Genomic DNA, 15,624 nt, shown 5'->3' on the forward strand with positions numbered 1-15,624 from the left:
CCGGGCATCCGCCCATTATTTCGGAGGATTGATGATGCGTACGGTGAGCGCGGACGAGACGGCTCCCACCACCCACCCCTGGGCGGTCCACGCCCAGGAGCTGCGGGTGCGGGCCGGCCGGCATCTCGCCGTCGACGGGCTGGACCTGGCCCTCGGCACCGGGGTGCACGGCCTGCTCGGCCCGAACGGCGCCGGCAAGACCACGCTGATGCGGGCGCTGGCCACGGTGGTGAAGCCCGCCGGCGGCCGGCTGACGCTGCTCGGTGAGGCGGTCGACGGCCGGGCCGATCTGCGCCGGGTCCGCCGCGGCCTGGGCTACCTGCCGCAGCAGTTCGGCTTCTATCCCCGGTTCACGGTCCGGGAGTTCGTCGAGTACATGGCCTGGCTCAAGGAGATGCCGAAGCCGGCGGTGCCGGGCGCGGTGCAGCGGGCGATCGACCGGGTCGGGCTCACGGCCAAGGCCGACGCCCGGATGAAGACGCTGTCCGGCGGCATGCTGCGCCGGGCCGGCATCGCCCAGGCGATCGTCAACGACCCGGCCGTGCTGCTGCTCGACGAGCCCACCGTCGGGCTCGACCCGGAGCAGCGGCTCGACTTCCGTGAACTGCTGCGGGATCTCGGCGTCGACAGCTGCGTGCTGGTCTCCACCCACCTGGTGGAGGACGTGGTCGTCGCCTGCACCGACGTCGTCCTGATCAACGAGGGACGGCTGGTCTATCAGGGCACGCCGGACGACCTCACGACGCAGGGCGGCCAGGGTGACGCCGGGGACAGCCCGGCCGAACGCGGCTATTCCGCGCTGCTGCGCCGGCACCGGGCGGAGGCCGGCCGATGACCCGCATCCTCGGTATCGAACTGCGCCGCTCGGCGGCGCTCGGCTCGGCCCTGGCCCTGGCGGTGGCCGGCACCCTGCTGCTCTTCTTCGCCGAGGGGATCGGCTTCTCCACCGGGTGGATGCAGCTGGCCATGACGCAACGGCTCTACCTGGCGGTGCTCTGGCCGCTGGCGCTGGCTGCCGGCGCCTGGCAGGCCCGCCGGGAACACCGGTCCAACGTGGAGGAACTCTTCGGCAGCACGCCCCGCCCGCGGGCGCACCGGACCGTGCCGACGCTCGGCGCGATGGGTGTCGCCGTGGTGGGCGGCTACCTGGCGATGGGGATCGCGGGCGCCGTGTGGATCGTCACCACCGCGCGGTACTTCCCCCTGGCCGTCCTGGCCGTCACGGCCGTCGGCGTGCTGGCCCTGGTCGCGGCGGTCTGGGTCGGCCTGGCGGTCGGCCGTCTGCTGCCCTCGCTGGTGACCGCCCCGGCGCTGGGCATCGCCGGCCTGGCGCTGCTGTTGCTGATCCCGGCCGCGACGCGGCCCCGGGGATGGCTGGCGCTGGTGTTCTCGCCGATCTACGAGATGAACATGCCCGATGCCTACGCGACCGTGCCCGGCCGGGTCAGCGCCGCCCAGGCCATCTGGCTGGCCGCGCTGGCCGTCGCCGCCGTGCTGCTGTTCGCGTCCGGCGGCTGGCGGATCCGGGTGGCCGCGCTGCTGCCGGTGGTGCTGGGCACAGCGCTGGCTATCACCGTGATGCCGCACCAGAACAGGTTCGTGACAGACGCGATCGACCCGGTGGCGCGGGCCCTGGTCTGCACCGACGACCAGCCGCGCGTGTGTGTCAGCCGGGTCCACTCCGGACTGCTGGCCGAGGTGACGCCCAAGGCCCGCGAGGCCCTGACGGTCCTGACGAAGCTGCCGGGCGGACCGACCGAGGTGCACGAGGACACCACTGCGTACCCCGACGTCTACCCGGCGTGGCGTGAGGACGTCGCCCTGGTCAGCGTCGAGGCCGGCCCGGACGGACACGTGCTGGAGCCGGCCGCGATCCCGGCGGAGGTGGTCTCCGGCGCCTTCGCGAGCCCACCCCGGTGTGAGAAGCCGGCCGGCTGGCCGGAACGGATCGCGGCCGCCTCCTGGCTGCTGGGACGCGAGCCGGCGGCCGGCGAGAGGTACGACCCGGAGTTCCGTGACAGTGCCGTGCAACTGTGGCAGACCCTGCGTCAGCTGCCCCAGGCCGAGGCCGAGAAGCGTGTGGTGGCGCTGCGCCGGGCCGCGCTGAGCTGCTCGGTCGACGAGGGACTGCTCTCGGGGACCGCGCGATGAGGTGGCTGGCGCTCTATCTGCGCTCCCGGCGGGCCCCGATGGCGCTGGCCGCGGCCGGCGGCCTCGCGGTGCTGATGTGGTCACTGTGGTCGGTGTTCTCGGACACGCGCGATGTGGGCTTCCAGATGGTCGTCCTGACCGTGCTGCTGCTGGTGGTCGCGCTGACCGCCACGCTCGGCGGGCCGGACGACGCGCTGGAGGGCACGGCGGCATTGCGCTGGCCGCGGCGGCGGGTCGCGCACCTGCTGGTGGCGTTGCTGGTCGTGGTGGTGCTGCTGCTGGTCACGCTGGCGACCGGTGCCCGCTTCGGACCGGGGTGGCTGGTGGTGCGTGACGCGGCCGGGCTGCTGGGGCTGACCGCCCTGGCCGCCGCCACCATGGGCACCGCCCGGGCCTGGTTCCTGCCGCTGGCCTGGACCCTGGCCGCGGCCCTGTACCCCAGCTCGGAACTGGTCGTCGGCCAGGTCCTGACGTGGCAGGCCCAGCCTCCGGCGAGCACGGCCGCGAACCTCACGGCCGCGTTGCTCGCGCTCGGCGGGCTCGTCGCCTACGCGGTGGCGGGACCGGCCCGGCGCCCACCCGCCGAGGCCGGCCAGCACTGACGCGAGCGGGGCCGGGCCGGCTTTGAGGCGGGCGGGACCGATCAGGGCACCGGCTCGGTGACCCGGTCCTCGACGGTGAAGCGACGCAGCGCGGGTGTCGTCAGCGCGATCAGGCCCGTCGCGACGACGCCGAGGACTCCCCCGATGGCCAGCGACGCGCCGCCCGAGGTCACTGTGGCGACCAGGCCGGCCCGCAGATTACCGAGCTGCGGTCCGGCCGAGCCGACGATGTGCTCGAGCGAGGCCACCCGCCCCCGGTACGCGGCCGGCGTCACCGTCTGCACCACCGTGCCCCGGGACACGACCGCCCAGGTGTCGGCCCCGCCGGCCACCGCCAGCAGGCCGAGCACGACGAGCAGGTGGCCGCTGAGCCCGACCAGCCCCAGCGCCACGGCCCAAACGGCCCCGCAGACCAGCAGCACCGTCCCGGGGTGGCGGCGGTGGGTGGCCAGGCCGGACAGCACCGACGCGAACACCCCGCCGACGGCGACGGCCGTGACGAACAGCCCGAGGATCTCCGGCCGGCCGCCGAACTTCTCCTCGTTGATCACCGGGAACAGCGCGATGGGCATGGCCAGCAGCGTCGCGGCCAGGTCGGCCAGGAACGCGCCCCGGACCTGCGGGGTGCGGACGGTGAACGCGAGGCCGTCGCGGACCGCCGCCGCACCCGGCCGGCCCGTCGCCCCCTGCACTCCCCGGGGCAGGCCGGCGATGCCGATCAGCGCGAAGCCGAAGGTGACCGCGTCGATGACGAAGCACCAGGTCGTCCCCCACTGCGCGGTGACCAGGCCGGCCGCGGCCGGGCCGAGCAGCATGGCGAGCTGGAAGGACAGGTGGTTCAGGGCCAGGCCGGCGGCGAGCCGGTGCCCGCTGAGCAGCACCGGGGTGAAGGTCTGCTTGGCCGGCCCGCCCAGGGCGGCCAGCCCGGAGGCGGCGCCGGCGAGGACCAGCATCAGCGGTACGCCGCCCACGTCCGAGGCGGCCACCCCGGCCATCCCCACGCTGATCAGCAGCTGGCCGTACGAGCAGCCCAGCGCCAGCCGCCGGCGGTCGACGTGGTCGGTGAAGGCGCTGCCGGCCAGCGCGAGCACGATCAGCGGGACCGCGGTGACCAGGCCGACGAGCCCGACCATGGCGGCGCTGTGGGTGCGTTCCCAGATGTAGTAGACGACGGCGAAACCGCCGAACTGGCCGCCGAGGCCGGAGGCGGTGGTGCCCAGCCACAGCCGGCGGAACGTGCGGTTCTCGCGCAGCGGGCGCAGGTCGACCAGGGAGTCGAGCGCGCTCACGACTGCTCGCCGGCGAGGTGGTCGCGCAGCCGCTGGGCGAACGGGCGGGCGCTCAGGGCGGCCTGGATGTCGGCCACCGCCCGCATGATCGGGTACGGCAGTTCGGCGTCCAGGGCCAGCACCGTCGCCTCGGTGGCCCGCCACTCGGCCTGCAGGAACGGCAGGAGCTCGCGGGACCGGGCGGTGAGCTGGACCCGGCGCTTACGTCCGTCGCTGTCGCCGGCCGGCTCGACCAGGCCGGCCTTGCGCATCGCCGCGACGGTCTGGCTCATCGCCGAGTGGCTGACCTTGCGGCGTTCGGCGATCTCCTTGATGGTCAGCGGGCCGCCGCGGCCGAGTTCGATCATCGGGCCGACGAAGCGGGTCCGGACCCCCTCGATCCCCGCCTCGGCGTACAGCCCGGCGATGTCGGCGTCCATGTCGGCGAGCAGGCGGAACAGCGGACCGTAGTAGCTGCTGTCGAGCAGATCGGGAGGCGGCATCGGGAAACTGTAACAGTGCTTATATAAATTCGCCGCCTAGGATGCGGGCATGGGACAGATCGACCTGCGACGGCTGCGCCTGTTGCGGGAGTTGCGCGACCGCGGCACGGTCACCGCCGTCGGCTCCGCGCTGCACATGACCTCGTCGGCGGTGTCGCAGCAGCTCGCACTGCTGGCCAAGGACATCGGCGCGCCGCTGCTGGAGCCGCACGGGCGGCGGGTGCGGCTGACCGACGCCGCCTGGCTGCTGCTGCGCCACGCCGACCGGCTGTTCGCCCAGCTGGAGCTGGCCCAGACCGAGCTGGACGCCTACGTGAGCGGGGCGGCCGCGACAGTCCGGGTCGATTGCTTCACCACGGCCGTGCCGGCCCTGGCGGTGCCGGCGATGGCCCGCCTGGCCACGGACGCGCCGCGGCTCACCCTGCGGGTGCGCGAGGCCGACACCGAGGAGGCGCTCGACCGGCTGCTGCGTGACGAGACCGACGTCGTGGTCGGGCTCGATGGAGAGGTACGGGCGGACGACGCGCGCTTCACCCGTACGCCGCTGCTGGTCGACCCGCTCGACGTGATCCTGCCGGACGGGCATCCGCGGGCGGCCACCGCTGACCTGTGTCTCGCCGACCTCGCCGAGGAGGAGTGGATCGTGCCGCCGGCCGGCCTGTGCCGCGACATCGCCCTGCGCGAGTGCGCACTGGCCGGCTTCACGCCCCGGATCGCGCACACCGCGGACAGCTACGTCTCGGTCTTCGCCCTGGTCCGCGCCGGGCACGGCGTCGCGCTGGCACCCCGGATGTGCGCTGCCGGCCAGGCGCCGGGCCTGACCGTACGGACACCCCGGGCGCAACAGCCGGCGCGGCAGGTCTCGGTGTTCCTGCGGCACGCGGCCGAGCAGGCGCCGCACCTGCGACCGGTCGTCGAGGCGTTCCGCCGGGCCGCCGCCGAGCTGGAGCAATCTTTCATTTCTGCTTAACAAAAGCGCTTAGAAACACCTGGTGGACGCCGGAGCCCCCGCACTTCGAGGATAGGACCATGAAGATTCGCTTCGTGGTTCTGGCGCTGCTCTGGGGCAGCAGCTTCACGTTCATCAAGGAGGCCCTGGCCGGCCTCTCCCCCGCCCAGCTGGTGCTGGCCCGGCTGGTGCTGGGCGCGGCGGTGCTGCTGAGCATCGCCGCGATCCGCCGGGTGGGGCTGCCGCGCGGTGCCGCCGTGTGGGGCCACCTGGCCGCCGCCGCCCTGTTCGGCAACGTCATCCCGTTCCTGCTGCTCTCCTACGGCGAGCGCACCGCGGGCGCCGGCATCGCCGGGGTGCTGGTCGGCGCGACCCCGCTGCTCACCCTCTCGGTCGCGGCCTTCGCGCTGGCCGAGGAACGCGCCACCGCGCGCAAGCTGATCGGGCTGCTGGTGGGCTTCGCCGGCCTGGTCGTGGTCATCGCACCGTGGCGCACCGGAGGCGGCTCGGCCGGCGGGGAGCTGGCGTGCTTCGGCGCGGCGGTCAGCTACGCCGCCGGCTTCGTCTACGTCCGCAAGTTCCTCTCGCCGCGGCACCTCGCGCCGATGTCGCTCGCGGCCGGCCAGCTGTCCATGGCTGTGGTGCTGCAGGCGGCGGTCAGCCCGTTCCTGCAGTGGGGTGCGGTGTCGCTGACGCCGCGGGTGACGGTGAGCATCGTGCTGCTCGGCGTACTGAGCACCGGGCTGGCGTACGTGCTGTACTTCCGGCTCATCGGTGAGGTGGGCGCGACCACGGCGTCCGCGGTCAACTACCTCGTACCGATCGCGGCGGTCGTCGTCGGGGCTATCACGCTGGGCGAGCGGATCACTCTCACCACAGTGGCCGGTGGTGTGATCGTGCTGGTCGGCATGGCGTACGCGGAGAACCGCCTGCGCCGTCCGCGCCGCGACCCAATCACCGCGGCCGCGCCGCAGCCGCGGTGACCTCAGACCGGGCCGCCGCCGAAGCCGATCTCGTTGCCGTCCGGATCCCGGAAGATCGCCTTGCGCACGCCGTTCTCGTAGGTCTCGCTGTGGGCCGGGGTCAGGCCGCGACCGGCGATCGCGGCCAGGCGGTCGTCGAAGTCACCGACGAAGACCGTGTGCAGGGCGTGCCCGGCCCGGTCCGGGAGCACCTCGATGTACAGGAATCGGTGCTCCGCGAGCTCCCAGACCGCCTCGGTGTCGTTCGGCAGGAACGACGGCGGCTCCCCGAGGAGCTGCTCGTACCAGGCCGTGGCGGCGGTGTAGTCCCGGACCGGGACGCCCGCGAACAGGTCCAGAGTCATGCGCCCATCGTGCCACCTGCTCAGCGGCGCCCGGGGCCCACCGGGACGTCGCCGCGCAGGGTGATCCGGTGCATGACGCGGCGCTCGGTGCCGTAGTCGCGGTTGGCGTAGTGGGCCGTGCTGCGGTTGTCCCACATCGCGACGTCGCCGGCCCGCCAGCGGTGCCGGACGATGTGCTCCGGCTTGGTCAGGTGCGCGTAGAGCAGGTCGAGGATGGCCCGGCTCTCGAACTCCGACACCCCGGTGATGTGCGAGGTGAAGCCCGGGTTGACGAAGATGCCCTTGCGGCCGGTCTCCGGGTGCACCCGGATCACCGGATGCTCCACCGGGTCGAGCCGGGTGACGACCTCGCCGTCCCACTCGTTGCCCTGCCCGCCACGGCGCTGGGCCAGGTAGTAGCCGAACTCGCGGGTGCCGTCGTGCACCGCGGTCAGCCCGTCCACCAGGTCCCGGACCGCCGGGCTGAGCGAGTCGTAGGCCAGCTGTGAGTCGGCCCAGTTGGTGTCGCCACCGCTGGGCGGCAGCGTGACGGCGCGCAGGATCGAGCCCAGCGGAGGGCGGCGCATGAACGTCACGTCCGTGTGCCACACGTCCGCGAAACCGTTGTCGGTGCTGTCCAGCGCGTACACCTCGGGGTGGGCGGCGTCGACCCCGCCGACCACCGGGTGCGACGCGGTGAGCTCGCCGATCCGCCGGCCCAGCCGGACCTGACCGTCGTCGTCCAGGCGCTGATCGCGGAAGAAGAGCACCTTGCGCTCCACCAGAGCGGCCCGTACGGCGACAAGCTGCTCGTCGGTCGCGGTGCCCAGGTCCACGCCGTGCACGACCGACCCGAAGTGCGGGCCGAGCGCCTCGAGGTCGAGTCCCACTGCGGTAGCGGTCATGCGGACACTCCTTCTCCAACGGTGGCCGCCACGCGGACGGCGTGACCGATCTCCGAGCGCAGGGCGGCGTACGCGGGCAGCCCACGCAGCTCGTCCGGCGCGATGCCGGTGCGGGGCAGGTCGATCGGCAGGTCCAGGGCGACCCGGCCGGGCCGCGCGCTGAGCACCACGACCCGGCTGCCCAGGAACACGGCCTCGTCGACGCTGTGGGTGACGAAGACACACGTACGGCCGGTGTCGGCACTGACCCGGCGCAGGTCCTCCTGCAGCCGCTCGCGGGTCAGCGCGTCCAGCGCGGCGAACGGCTCGTCGAGCAGCAGCAACGGGTTCGGCACGGCCAGCGCCCGGGCGATGGCGACGCGCTGCTGCTGGCCGCCGGAGATCTGCCAGGTCCGCCGGTGGGCCACGTCGTGCAGCCCGACGCCGGCCAGCAGCTCGGCCACCCGTTCGCCGCGGTCGGCGAGGCCGGCGTAGCGCAGGGCCAGCTCGACGTTGCCGCCCACGGTCTTCCACGGGAACAGCCGCGGCTGCTGGAAGACCAGGCCCGCACCGCGGCCCGGCACGGGGGCCGTCCCGCCGGTGCGGACCGTGCCCAGGGTCGGCTGCTCGAAGCCGGCGATGAGCCGCAGCAGCGTGCTCTTGCCGCAGCCGGACGCGCCGACCAGCACCAGGAACTCCCCGGCCGGCACGGTCAGGCTGACCGGCCCGACCGCCGTGACGTCGCCGTAGGAGTGCTGGACGCCGTCGAGCTCGACCGCGGCCTCAGCTGAGGACATCGGGCAGTCCCTTGACGTAGATGGACTTCTGCACGGTGGCCAGGTCGGGCACGGCGTCGATCTTCTGCTGGCTCTTGAGGAACTCCGACGCGCTGACCAGGTTCTCGGCGAGCTTGCCGACCTGCGCCTCGGTGCCCAGCCACTCCGGCGAGGCGAGGTCCGCGGGCTTGAGGAAGACGCCCTGGCTGAGCTGCTTCTGGGCGTCGGCCGGGCTGAGGTTCAGCTCCTGGCCGACCGCCTTGGCCGCCGCGGCCGGGTCGTTGGCGATGACGTCGAGGGCCTGCGCCTCGACCTTGCGCCACGCGTCGACCGCCTCGGGGTGGGCCTGGATGAACGCGGTGCTGACCACGCCCAGGTCCAGGGTGGGCTTGCCGGCGGTGGCCAGCTCCTTGCTGCTGATCAGGACCTTGCCGTTCTTCTTCAGCTCGTCCAGCGACGGCAGCCACGAGTACGCGGCGTCCAGGTCCCCGCGGGTCCAGGCGGCCAGGATGTCCTGCGGCTCGAGGTCCACGATGGTCACCTCGGACTCCTTGACCCCGGCCTTGTTCAGCGCGGCGAGCAGGCTGTAGTGCGCGGTGGAGGCGAACGGCGTGGCCACCTTCTTGCCGCGCAGCCCGGCCACGTCGGTGACCCCGCTGCCGTTGCGCGCGACCAGCGCCTCGTTGTCACCGGCCACGTCCAGCACGAACGCGACCTGGTACGGGATGTTCAGCGGCGCCGACAGCCCGCGGGCCACCGGGCTCGACCCGATCGCCGCGATGTCGATGCTGCGGCCCAGGAACGCGGTGTTGATGCTGGCGCCGGAGTCGAACTTGGTCCAGGTGATCTTGTAGTCCGGCAGCGCCTTCTCCAGCAGCCCCTGGTTCTTCACGATCAGGTCCCCGCTCGGGAACGCCTGGTACGCGAGCCGGATGGTCTTGTCCGCCGACCCGGAGCCACCGCTGGCGGCACCGTCGCCGCAGGCGGCCGTCGCGAGCAGCGCAGCGGCGGCGAGAACGGAAAGGAATTTCTTCACGGGGGTTCCTTAACTACGGCCGCGCCACGGGATCAGCCGGTCCTCGGCTGTCCGCAGCAGGGCATCGATGAGCAGGCCGGAGAGGCCGATGGCGAACAGGCCGAGCACGACCACGTCGGTCTGGGAGTAGCGCTGGGCGTCGCGGATCAGCCCGCCGATCCCGGGGACGCCGTTGATGGTCTCGGCCGCGACGACCGAGGAGTACGCGACGCCGACGGCGAGCCGCGCGCCGGTGAAGATCTCGGGCAACGCGTTCGGCAGCACCACGTCCCGGGTGGTCTGCCAGCGTCCGGCCCCCAGCGCCCGGGCCGCCTCGACCAGCCCGGTCGGCGCCGAGTAGACGGCCGCGGCGGTGGCCACGGCGACCGGCGGCAGCGCGGCGATGGACAGCAGCCACAGCTTGGGCGTCTCGTCGATGCCGAACCAGATGATGAACAGGCTGAAGTAGGCCAGCGGCGGCAGCGCGCGGACAAACGTGACGACGGGCTCGACGACGACCCGCAACCAGCCGACCGTACCCATCAGGATGCCCAGCACCAGGCCGCCGCCGATGCCGATCGCCGAGCCGATGAGGATGCGCCGCAGGCTCACCCCGAGGTGCTCGACGAGCAGGTGGCCGCTGTAGCCGCGGATGCCGTCGTGGGTGGACGACGTGACAATCAGCTGGTGCCAGACGGCCGCCGGGGCCGGGATGAAGGTCGGGTTGCGCACCAGCCGGGCGGCGACCTCCCAGAGCACGTAGAGCACGACGAGCGAGACGAGCCGCAACACCAGGCGACGCCGGCGCCCGCCGCGCGCGGCCGGGGCGGGACGGACAGCGCTGGGCGCCCCCAGGCCCGGATCGGCACCGGCGGGAGCCGGCGGAACGGACACGGAGGTGCTCACGGACGACTCCTGCGGGACGGCGGATGCGGCCTGCTATTCCTATAGCCTTACTAGGCTTTTGGGCAAGCCCCCGTCCCGCCTGCTGGAAGCGAGCTGCGTCCTAACCACCCGGCGCGGGCCTCACCTACGGTCTGGGCGTGCCGAACCGCCGTACCGTCTCGCTCGCGATCTGCCTGTGCGCCGCCTTCACCACCCTGCTCGACCAGTCCAGCCTCAACACGGCGATCCCGTCGCTGCGCACGGCCCTGGACGCCGGCCCCGGCACCCTGCAGTGGATCGTCGCGGGCTACTCGCTGACGTTCGGGCTGGCCCTGGTGCCGGCGGGCCGGCTGGGCGACGCGCACGGCCGCAAATGGCTGTTCGTCGGCGGGCTGAGCGTGTTCACCGCGGCGAGCGTGGTGGGCGGCACGGCGGAATCGGCGTGGGTGGTCGCGCTGGCCCGGCTGTTGCAGGGCGTGGGCGCGGGCACGGTCAACCCGCAGATCTTCGGCATCATCCAGGAGCTGTTCACCGGGCGCGAACGGACCCGCGCCCTCGCGGCGTACGCGACGGTTGGCGGCATCTCCGGCGTGATCGGGCCCCTGGTCGGCGGCACGGTCATCGGGGCGCTGGGCGAGCAGGACGGGTGGCGCTGGGTGATGCTGCTCAACGTGCCGTTCGGGCTGATCACCGTACCGCTGGCCCTGAAATGGCTGCCCGCGGCGGCCCGGCGGCCCGGCACCCGGCCGGCCCTGGACCTGGCCGGGCTGGCCCTGCTGGCCACGGCGACGCTCGCCGTGCTGCTGCCCTTCGTCCTGCCGGACGGCCAGGGCCCGCCGCGGTTCTGGTGGCCGGTGGTCGCGGCGGCGGCGCTGGTCACGCTGATCGCCTGGGAGCGATGGTACGCCCGCAGCGGCCGCACCCCGATCCTGCTCCCGGCCCTGCTGGGCTCCCGCGGCTTCAGCCTCGGCGCCCTGACCGCGATGTTCCAGTTCGGCGCGACCATGTCGGCGTCGCTGGCCCTGACACTGTTTCTGCAGGACGGGCTCGGCTGGTCACCGCTGCACGCGGCGCTGACGATCCTGCCCAGCTCGCTGGGCTTCGCGATCGCCTCGTCGCAGAGCTGGCGGCTGGTCAGCCGCTACGGCCGGATCAGCGTGGTGTGGGCCCTGACCGGATCCTTCGTGACGCTGGCCGTGACGGCGGCGGTGATCGGCTGGGTGCCGGCGGGACAGATCGGCCTCGCGCTGACGGTGACCCAGCTGGCGATGGGCATCTCCGGCGGCCTGATCATCTCGCCGAACCAGGCGTTGACGCTGGCCCACGCACCGGCCTCGGCGGCGGGGCTGGCGGGCGGCTTCCTGCAGGTGTCGCAGCGGATCTCGGCGACCATCGCGACGGCGGCGGTGGCCGGGGTGGTGCTGGCGGGCATCACGGCGGGGGTGGCCCGGGAGGCGGTCGCGCACGGGCTGGTCATCTGCGTGGCCATGCTGGCGCTGGCGACTTTTTGCGCGGCCCTGGACGTGCGACGTCCCCGGGTCGCCACGGAGCCCGGTGGGCGGGAGGCACCACACACGCCACCGATCGCCTCTGGTGCCGGTCCGGCCGGGTGAGGAGTGCTGCATGCTGGTCGGGTGCGGAAGCTGACCAACGAAGAGTTCAAGGCCACGACTTCTCGGAAGGGGACGTGCCGTACGGCTGGACCATGACCGGCACGCCGTACCAGCACGTCCTCGTCCAGTGCGAGACAACCAACGTCGTCCTGGTGCTCGTGCTGAACCTCGACGAGCATGCCGTCGCCGGCCATCATCTGCTCGACCTCAACAAGGTGTACGGCCTCGCCTGACCAGTCGCGCGCGATGTGACCCGACGGGCACTATCAGGCGATGAGCCGCTGGCAGCATGCGCACCTCGTTGTGACGTACATCGGTGAACACGCCGAAGTGACCGGCCGGATCTTCAATAAGACGTTCCAGGCTCAGGAGAAACGTCGGCTAGGCCCGGCTGCCGTACTCGGTGCGCTGGACGGCTGAGCGTCGCTCAACGAGGGTGCAGCGAGTAGGTCTCGTGAGCAGCGACCATCGTGCGGGCCGCGCGGATGCCCCATTGCCCGTCGGTTCCCACGCCCTGTCCGGTGTACCGGGTGCCGTTGCGCATCTGAGTGTTGAACACGGTCTCCGAGTAGCCGCCGAACAGCTTCTTGCGTCCCTCGATCAGCGAGAAACTCGCGATGTCGGCGAACTGGGTCACGTCAACGCCGCCGTCCTGCAGCAGGATGATGATCCGGTCCGGGGTGACCACCAGGGTGCCGAACGGGAAGTGGCATCGCGTGAAAGTGAGTATCTCCTCGTCACCCAGCTCGCCTTCCAACTGGATGATCCGGTCCTCCATGATGGTGGAGCGTTCCTTCGGCGGCATCTCCCCAAGAATGTGCGCAACGTTCGACATGCTTATCAGCCTCTCGACGTGTTCACTGTGTGACGTATCGTTCCGCGTCACCGTGGGCGCGTCATCGACCGCCGGTAGCCAAGGGCTGAGCCGGCAGTCCTTTCCGGACGCGAATCAGCGGTCGGCGGTGTCACACTCGACGTCGATCCATGGATGATCGGCAATTTCGTGACCCGAGCAGCCGGAGCCGGGCGCGAACCGGAGGACCACGATCGGCTGACGACGATCAGCCGCGCGGCGCCACCGGGATCGAGCTGATCTGCTGGCGCAGAGTCGCGATGATCGGCGCCGCTGGGGTGCGTGCCGCCGTGAACGGGTGCACGTCCGCGTAGCGCACCGTTCCCGTGCGGTCCGCGACCACCACGCTCGGGTACGGCAGGACCGACCGTCGCGTGCCCAGCAGCTCGGTGGCCTCCGGCGCCTGATAGCCGAGGCCGAACGCGTCGATCAGCGTGTGCCGGGGGTCGGCCGCCACCAGGTAGCTCAGGTCGTTGCGGTGTTTGACCGGGGCCAGCAGCTCCGCCCGTTGCGGGCTCACCGCCACCAGGTGCGCGCCCAGGTCCGTGCAGGCCGGGGCCAGAGTCCGCTCGTACGCCACCAGGGTTTCCTTGCAGGCCGCCGAGCCCGCGTACCGGATGAAGACCAGGACCAGCGGCCCGGTGTCCAGCAGCCGGCGCAGGTGGATCGGGCCCAGGTCGACCTCGATCAGGGGCAGGTGCGGGACCCGGCCGCCGGGGGCGATCATCCGGCTCCAGACCGCGTCCTTCTCGAACTGGCGCCGGACTGCCGCCTCCTCGGCCCGGCGGCGGGCGGCGTCCGGGCCGCCGGCGCTCAGGTGTACGGATCTCGTCATGGCGCCACCATATCCATCCAATAGGTAGGCATTGTGAAGCCTTGATGAACGCTTGTCAGGGCACGAGCACCAGCCGTCCGCGCAGGCCACCGGCGGCCAGCCGCTCGTGGGCCCGGGCCACGCCGGCCAGTGGGAGCGTGTCCGCCACGCGCAGCGTCAGCAGACCGGCGTCGACCAGCGCCGCGAGTTCCGTCAGGCGGCCGCCGTCGGCCCACACCTCCTGGACGACGACGCGGGTGGCGCGCAGCGGTGGCGGGGCGAACGGCGCGACGAGGGCCACGAACACCCCTCCACCGCGCAGCGCCTCGTGGGCTGTGACACCCGCCACGGCGGCGTCGACGACCGCGTCCACTCCGCCGGGGACCACGTCGCGTACTGCCGCGCCCAGCCGGTCCGTGCGGGTCACGAACTCGTCGGCGCCGCGTTCCCGTACCGTTTTCTCGTCGGTCCCGGCCGCCACCGCGACCGTGCGGATGCCGCGGATGGCGGCGAGTTGCAGCAGCAGGCCGCCGACCCCGCCCGCCGCACCGGTGACCAGCAGGGTCTGGCCTGCTCGCAGGCCCGTCAGGGACAGCGCGCGGTCGGCGGTGAGGCCGATCAGCGGGAGTGTGGCCGCCTCCGGCAGGCTCACCGAGCGGGGCGCCGGAGCGGTGGCGGACTCGTCCAGCACCACCCACTCGGCCTGCGCACCGCCGGCCGACAGGACGTCACGCAGGCCGATGACGGTGTCGCCCGGGGCGCGGCGGTGTACCCCCGGACCGGCCTCGTCGATCACGCCCGCGACATCCCAGCCCAGCTTGACCTCGTCAGCCGGCGGCAGCAGGGCCGCCTGCGTCATGGCGCCGCCGCGGGTGGACAGGTCGATGCGGTTCACGGCCGCCGCGGCGACGCGGATCCGGACCTGGCCCGGGCCGGGGCGGGGTTCGGGGACGTCGGCCACTTCCAGGACTTCGGGGCCGCCGAAGCGGCGCACGATCACGGCTCTCATGGTGGCGACGCTAGGGGCGATATCGTCGGGCGGTAAGGACGCACCCGGGAGTGCGTACCGTACGGGGAGGAGCCCGCCGCGATGGTCACGAAGTCCGCCGCAGAGCGCCGGGACGACGCGCAGCGCGCCTACAACGCCAACCTCGCCGAGTGCCCCGGCCACGACCTGCTGGGCACGCTGAGCGACAAATGGCTGACCTTGGTGGTGGCCGCGCTGGCGGACGGGCCGCTGCGGTACGCCGAACTGTCCCGCGAGGTGGCCGGGGCCAGCCAGAAGATGCTCACCCAGACACTGCGCAAGCTGGAACGCGACGGCCTGGTGGCCCGCAGCGTCACCGCGGCGGTCCCGGTGCAGGTGTCGTACGAGCTGACCGCGCTCGGCCACGAGCTGCTGCCGTTGCAGCGGGCCATCAAGGGCTGGGCCGAGACCCACATCGCCGAGGTGCACCGCGCCCGCGCCGCCTACGACGACGAAGTCGGCTGAGCCCCGCCGAACGCCTCTGGCATCCTGGGGCGGGCAACGGAGGAGGAATCATGGGGGATCGCCGGCGGGACGACTATGTGCTGACCACCGACGCCGCGCGCGTTGATGTCGGGCGGGTGCATCGGTGGCTGTGCGACGAGTCCTACTGGGCTGCCGGGCGGGACTATGACGTGGTGGGGCGGTCGATCGAGGGCTCGCTGCCGTACTCGGTCTTTCACGGCAGCGAGCAGGTGGCCTTCGCCCGGATCGTCACCGACGGGGCGACCTTCGCGTGGATCTGCGATGTCTTCGTCGCCGCGGACCACCGCGGCCGGGGACTCGGCGGGTGGCTGGTCGACAGCATCGTCGAGGACCTCACCGGCCGGGGTGTCGCCCGTCTCATGCTCGCCACCAAGGACGCCCACGACGTCTACCGGCGGGTCGGCTTCACCGGGCTCGAGGGCGCCGACCGCTTCATGGAGCTCGACCGGCGACCCACCCGCGCCGCCATCCTCGGGCAGGCCTGAGGCACCG

20 protein-coding genes are annotated in these 15,624 nt (G+C 72.7%); 10 read left to right on the forward strand and 10 right to left on the reverse strand.

The features are described from left to right. Positions 1-31: 31 nt before the first annotated feature. Genes ACQP2Y_RS28575 through ACQP2Y_RS28585 form a run of 3 tightly spaced genes read left to right on the forward strand, consistent with a single transcriptional unit; the run spans position 32 to position 2,753 of the window. Positions 32-835: an ATP-binding cassette domain-containing protein gene (locus ACQP2Y_RS28575; protein ID WP_433718116.1), complete on the forward strand. Its 804-nt coding sequence runs from the start codon at positions 32-34 to the stop codon at positions 833-835. After that, positions 832-2,151 (forward strand): hypothetical protein, encoded by a 1,320-nt coding sequence (locus ACQP2Y_RS28580; protein ID WP_433718117.1) that lies wholly within the window; start codon positions 832-834, stop codon positions 2,149-2,151. Before ACQP2Y_RS28575 ends, ACQP2Y_RS28580 begins: the two co-directional genes overlap by 4 nt. Next, positions 2,148-2,753, forward strand: a complete 606-nt coding sequence (locus tag ACQP2Y_RS28585; RefSeq protein WP_433718118.1) for a hypothetical protein — start codon at positions 2,148-2,150, stop codon at positions 2,751-2,753. The genes ACQP2Y_RS28580 and ACQP2Y_RS28585 overlap by 4 nt, the downstream gene beginning before the upstream one ends. Positions 2,754-2,794: 41 nt before the next feature. Here the strand turns inward: ACQP2Y_RS28585 and ACQP2Y_RS28590 are convergent, their stop codons facing one another. Both ACQP2Y_RS28590 and ACQP2Y_RS28595 read right to left on the reverse strand, forming a co-directional pair. Next, positions 2,795-4,042 carry an MFS transporter gene (locus ACQP2Y_RS28590; RefSeq protein ID WP_433718119.1) on the reverse strand — a complete coding sequence of 416 codons (1,248 nt, stop codon included), beginning with the start codon at positions 4,040-4,042 and terminating at the stop codon, positions 2,795-2,797. Continuing rightward, positions 4,039-4,524: a MarR family winged helix-turn-helix transcriptional regulator gene (locus ACQP2Y_RS28595; protein ID WP_433718120.1), complete on the reverse strand. Its 486-nt coding sequence runs from the start codon at positions 4,522-4,524 to the stop codon at positions 4,039-4,041. The genes ACQP2Y_RS28590 and ACQP2Y_RS28595 overlap by 4 nt, the downstream gene beginning before the upstream one ends. 49 nt (positions 4,525-4,573) lie before the next feature. Between ACQP2Y_RS28595 and ACQP2Y_RS28600 the strand changes: the two genes are divergently transcribed. Both ACQP2Y_RS28600 and ACQP2Y_RS28605 read left to right on the forward strand, forming a co-directional pair. Then, the gene (locus ACQP2Y_RS28600) at positions 4,574-5,494 is read left to right on the forward strand and encodes a LysR family transcriptional regulator (protein WP_433718121.1); all 921 of its coding nucleotides are present in this window, start codon (positions 4,574-4,576) and stop codon (positions 5,492-5,494) included. A 59-nt stretch (positions 5,495-5,553) separates the two neighbouring features. After that, complete coding sequence (locus ACQP2Y_RS28605; RefSeq protein WP_433718122.1) at positions 5,554-6,456, forward strand: DMT family transporter; 903 nt, start codon at positions 5,554-5,556, stop codon at positions 6,454-6,456. Between the two features lie 2 nt (positions 6,457-6,458). On the opposite strand, the gene ACQP2Y_RS28610 is transcribed toward ACQP2Y_RS28605, so the two are convergent. The 5 genes from ACQP2Y_RS28610 to ACQP2Y_RS28630 are packed head-to-tail and all read right to left on the reverse strand — an operon-like array spanning position 6,459 to position 10,360. Further along, positions 6,459-6,800, reverse strand: coding sequence for a VOC family protein (locus tag ACQP2Y_RS28610; RefSeq protein WP_433718123.1), 342 nt, complete (start codon positions 6,798-6,800; stop codon positions 6,459-6,461). A gap of 20 nt (positions 6,801-6,820) precedes the next feature. Beyond that, a complete protein-coding gene (locus ACQP2Y_RS28615) occupies positions 6,821-7,684 on the reverse strand; it encodes a TauD/TfdA dioxygenase family protein (protein WP_433718124.1) in 864 nt (287 codons plus the stop codon). Further along, positions 7,681-8,460 carry an ABC transporter ATP-binding protein gene (locus ACQP2Y_RS28620; RefSeq protein WP_433718125.1) on the reverse strand — a complete coding sequence of 260 codons (780 nt, stop codon included), beginning with the start codon at positions 8,458-8,460 and terminating at the stop codon, positions 7,681-7,683. The genes ACQP2Y_RS28615 and ACQP2Y_RS28620 overlap by 4 nt, the downstream gene beginning before the upstream one ends. Next, positions 8,447-9,475 (reverse strand): taurine ABC transporter substrate-binding protein, encoded by a 1,029-nt coding sequence (locus ACQP2Y_RS28625; protein ID WP_433718126.1) that lies wholly within the window; start codon positions 9,473-9,475, stop codon positions 8,447-8,449. The genes ACQP2Y_RS28620 and ACQP2Y_RS28625 overlap by 14 nt, the downstream gene beginning before the upstream one ends. Before the next feature lie 9 nt (positions 9,476-9,484). Then, positions 9,485-10,360, reverse strand: a complete 876-nt coding sequence (locus tag ACQP2Y_RS28630) for an ABC transporter permease (RefSeq protein WP_433718127.1) — start codon at positions 10,358-10,360, stop codon at positions 9,485-9,487. Positions 10,361-10,497: 137 nt separating this feature from the next. Here ACQP2Y_RS28630 and ACQP2Y_RS28635 point away from each other — a divergent pair, with 137 nt between their 5' ends. From ACQP2Y_RS28635 to ACQP2Y_RS28645, 3 genes are all read left to right on the forward strand, one after another. Further along, positions 10,498-11,952 carry an MFS transporter gene (locus ACQP2Y_RS28635; RefSeq protein ID WP_433718128.1) on the forward strand — a complete coding sequence of 485 codons (1,455 nt, stop codon included), beginning with the start codon at positions 10,498-10,500 and terminating at the stop codon, positions 11,950-11,952. Positions 11,953-12,026: 74 nt separating this feature from the next. Then, positions 12,027-12,185 carry a hypothetical protein gene (locus ACQP2Y_RS28640; RefSeq protein ID WP_433718129.1) on the forward strand — a complete coding sequence of 53 codons (159 nt, stop codon included), beginning with the start codon at positions 12,027-12,029 and terminating at the stop codon, positions 12,183-12,185. Between the two features lie 40 nt (positions 12,186-12,225). Beyond that, positions 12,226-12,372, forward strand: coding sequence for a hypothetical protein (locus tag ACQP2Y_RS28645; protein WP_433718130.1), 147 nt, complete (start codon positions 12,226-12,228; stop codon positions 12,370-12,372). Positions 12,373-12,379: 7 nt separating this feature from the next. Here ACQP2Y_RS28645 and ACQP2Y_RS28650 read toward each other — a convergent pair whose 3' ends face one another. From ACQP2Y_RS28650 to ACQP2Y_RS28660, 3 genes are all read right to left on the reverse strand, one after another. Further along, positions 12,380-12,787 (reverse strand): hypothetical protein, encoded by a 408-nt coding sequence (locus ACQP2Y_RS28650; RefSeq protein ID WP_433718131.1) that lies wholly within the window; start codon positions 12,785-12,787, stop codon positions 12,380-12,382. Between the two features lie 226 nt (positions 12,788-13,013). Continuing rightward, on the reverse strand, positions 13,014-13,640 hold the full coding sequence (locus ACQP2Y_RS28655) for a redoxin domain-containing protein (protein WP_433718132.1): 627 nt from the start codon (positions 13,638-13,640) through the stop codon (positions 13,014-13,016). A gap of 55 nt (positions 13,641-13,695) precedes the next feature. Beyond that, positions 13,696-14,628 carry an NADP-dependent oxidoreductase gene (locus ACQP2Y_RS28660; RefSeq protein ID WP_433718133.1) on the reverse strand — a complete coding sequence of 311 codons (933 nt, stop codon included), beginning with the start codon at positions 14,626-14,628 and terminating at the stop codon, positions 13,696-13,698. A gap of 81 nt (positions 14,629-14,709) precedes the next feature. Between ACQP2Y_RS28660 and ACQP2Y_RS28665 the strand changes: the two genes are divergently transcribed. Both ACQP2Y_RS28665 and ACQP2Y_RS28670 read left to right on the forward strand, forming a co-directional pair. Beyond that, positions 14,710-15,111, forward strand: a complete 402-nt coding sequence (locus ACQP2Y_RS28665; RefSeq protein ID WP_433718134.1) for a winged helix-turn-helix transcriptional regulator — start codon at positions 14,710-14,712, stop codon at positions 15,109-15,111. 50 nt (positions 15,112-15,161) lie between these two features. Further along, positions 15,162-15,617: a GNAT family N-acetyltransferase gene (locus tag ACQP2Y_RS28670; RefSeq protein ID WP_433718135.1), complete on the forward strand. Its 456-nt coding sequence runs from the start codon at positions 15,162-15,164 to the stop codon at positions 15,615-15,617. Positions 15,618-15,624 lie beyond the last annotated feature (7 nt).

The organism is Actinoplanes sp. CA-051413, from assembly GCF_050955795.1.
Lineage (GTDB): Bacteria > Actinomycetota > Actinomycetes > Mycobacteriales > Micromonosporaceae > Actinoplanes.

Bases quoted from the DNA above. Each gene is read 5' to 3' on its own strand.
- ACQP2Y_RS28575 (WP_433718116.1), top strand. From the start codon at position 32: ATGATGCGTACGGTGAGCGCGGACGAGACGGCTCCCACCACCCACCCC.
- ACQP2Y_RS28580 (WP_433718117.1), top strand. From the start codon at position 832: ATGACCCGCATCCTCGGTATCGAACTGCGCCGCTCGGCGGCGCTCGGC.
- ACQP2Y_RS28585 (WP_433718118.1), top strand. From the start codon at position 2,148: ATGAGGTGGCTGGCGCTCTATCTGCGCTCCCGGCGGGCCCCGATGGCG.
- ACQP2Y_RS28595 (WP_433718120.1), bottom strand. From the start codon at position 4,524: ATGCCGCCTCCCGATCTGCTCGACAGCAGCTACTACGGTCCGCTGTTC.
- ACQP2Y_RS28600 (WP_433718121.1), top strand. From the start codon at position 4,574: ATGGGACAGATCGACCTGCGACGGCTGCGCCTGTTGCGGGAGTTGCGC.
- ACQP2Y_RS28605 (WP_433718122.1), top strand. From the start codon at position 5,554: ATGAAGATTCGCTTCGTGGTTCTGGCGCTGCTCTGGGGCAGCAGCTTC.
- ACQP2Y_RS28610 (WP_433718123.1), bottom strand. From the start codon at position 6,800: ATGACTCTGGACCTGTTCGCGGGCGTCCCGGTCCGGGACTACACCGCC.
- ACQP2Y_RS28615 (WP_433718124.1), bottom strand. From the start codon at position 7,684: ATGACCGCTACCGCAGTGGGACTCGACCTCGAGGCGCTCGGCCCGCAC.
- ACQP2Y_RS28620 (WP_433718125.1), bottom strand. From the start codon at position 8,460: ATGTCCTCAGCTGAGGCCGCGGTCGAGCTCGACGGCGTCCAGCACTCC.
- ACQP2Y_RS28645 (WP_433718130.1), top strand. From the start codon at position 12,226: ATGAGCCGCTGGCAGCATGCGCACCTCGTTGTGACGTACATCGGTGAA.
- ACQP2Y_RS28650 (WP_433718131.1), bottom strand. From the start codon at position 12,787: ATGTCGAACGTTGCGCACATTCTTGGGGAGATGCCGCCGAAGGAACGC.
- ACQP2Y_RS28655 (WP_433718132.1), bottom strand. From the start codon at position 13,640: ATGACGAGATCCGTACACCTGAGCGCCGGCGGCCCGGACGCCGCCCGC.
- ACQP2Y_RS28660 (WP_433718133.1), bottom strand. From the start codon at position 14,628: ATGAGAGCCGTGATCGTGCGCCGCTTCGGCGGCCCCGAAGTCCTGGAA.
- ACQP2Y_RS28665 (WP_433718134.1), top strand. From the start codon at position 14,710: ATGGTCACGAAGTCCGCCGCAGAGCGCCGGGACGACGCGCAGCGCGCC.
- ACQP2Y_RS28670 (WP_433718135.1), top strand. From the start codon at position 15,162: ATGGGGGATCGCCGGCGGGACGACTATGTGCTGACCACCGACGCCGCG.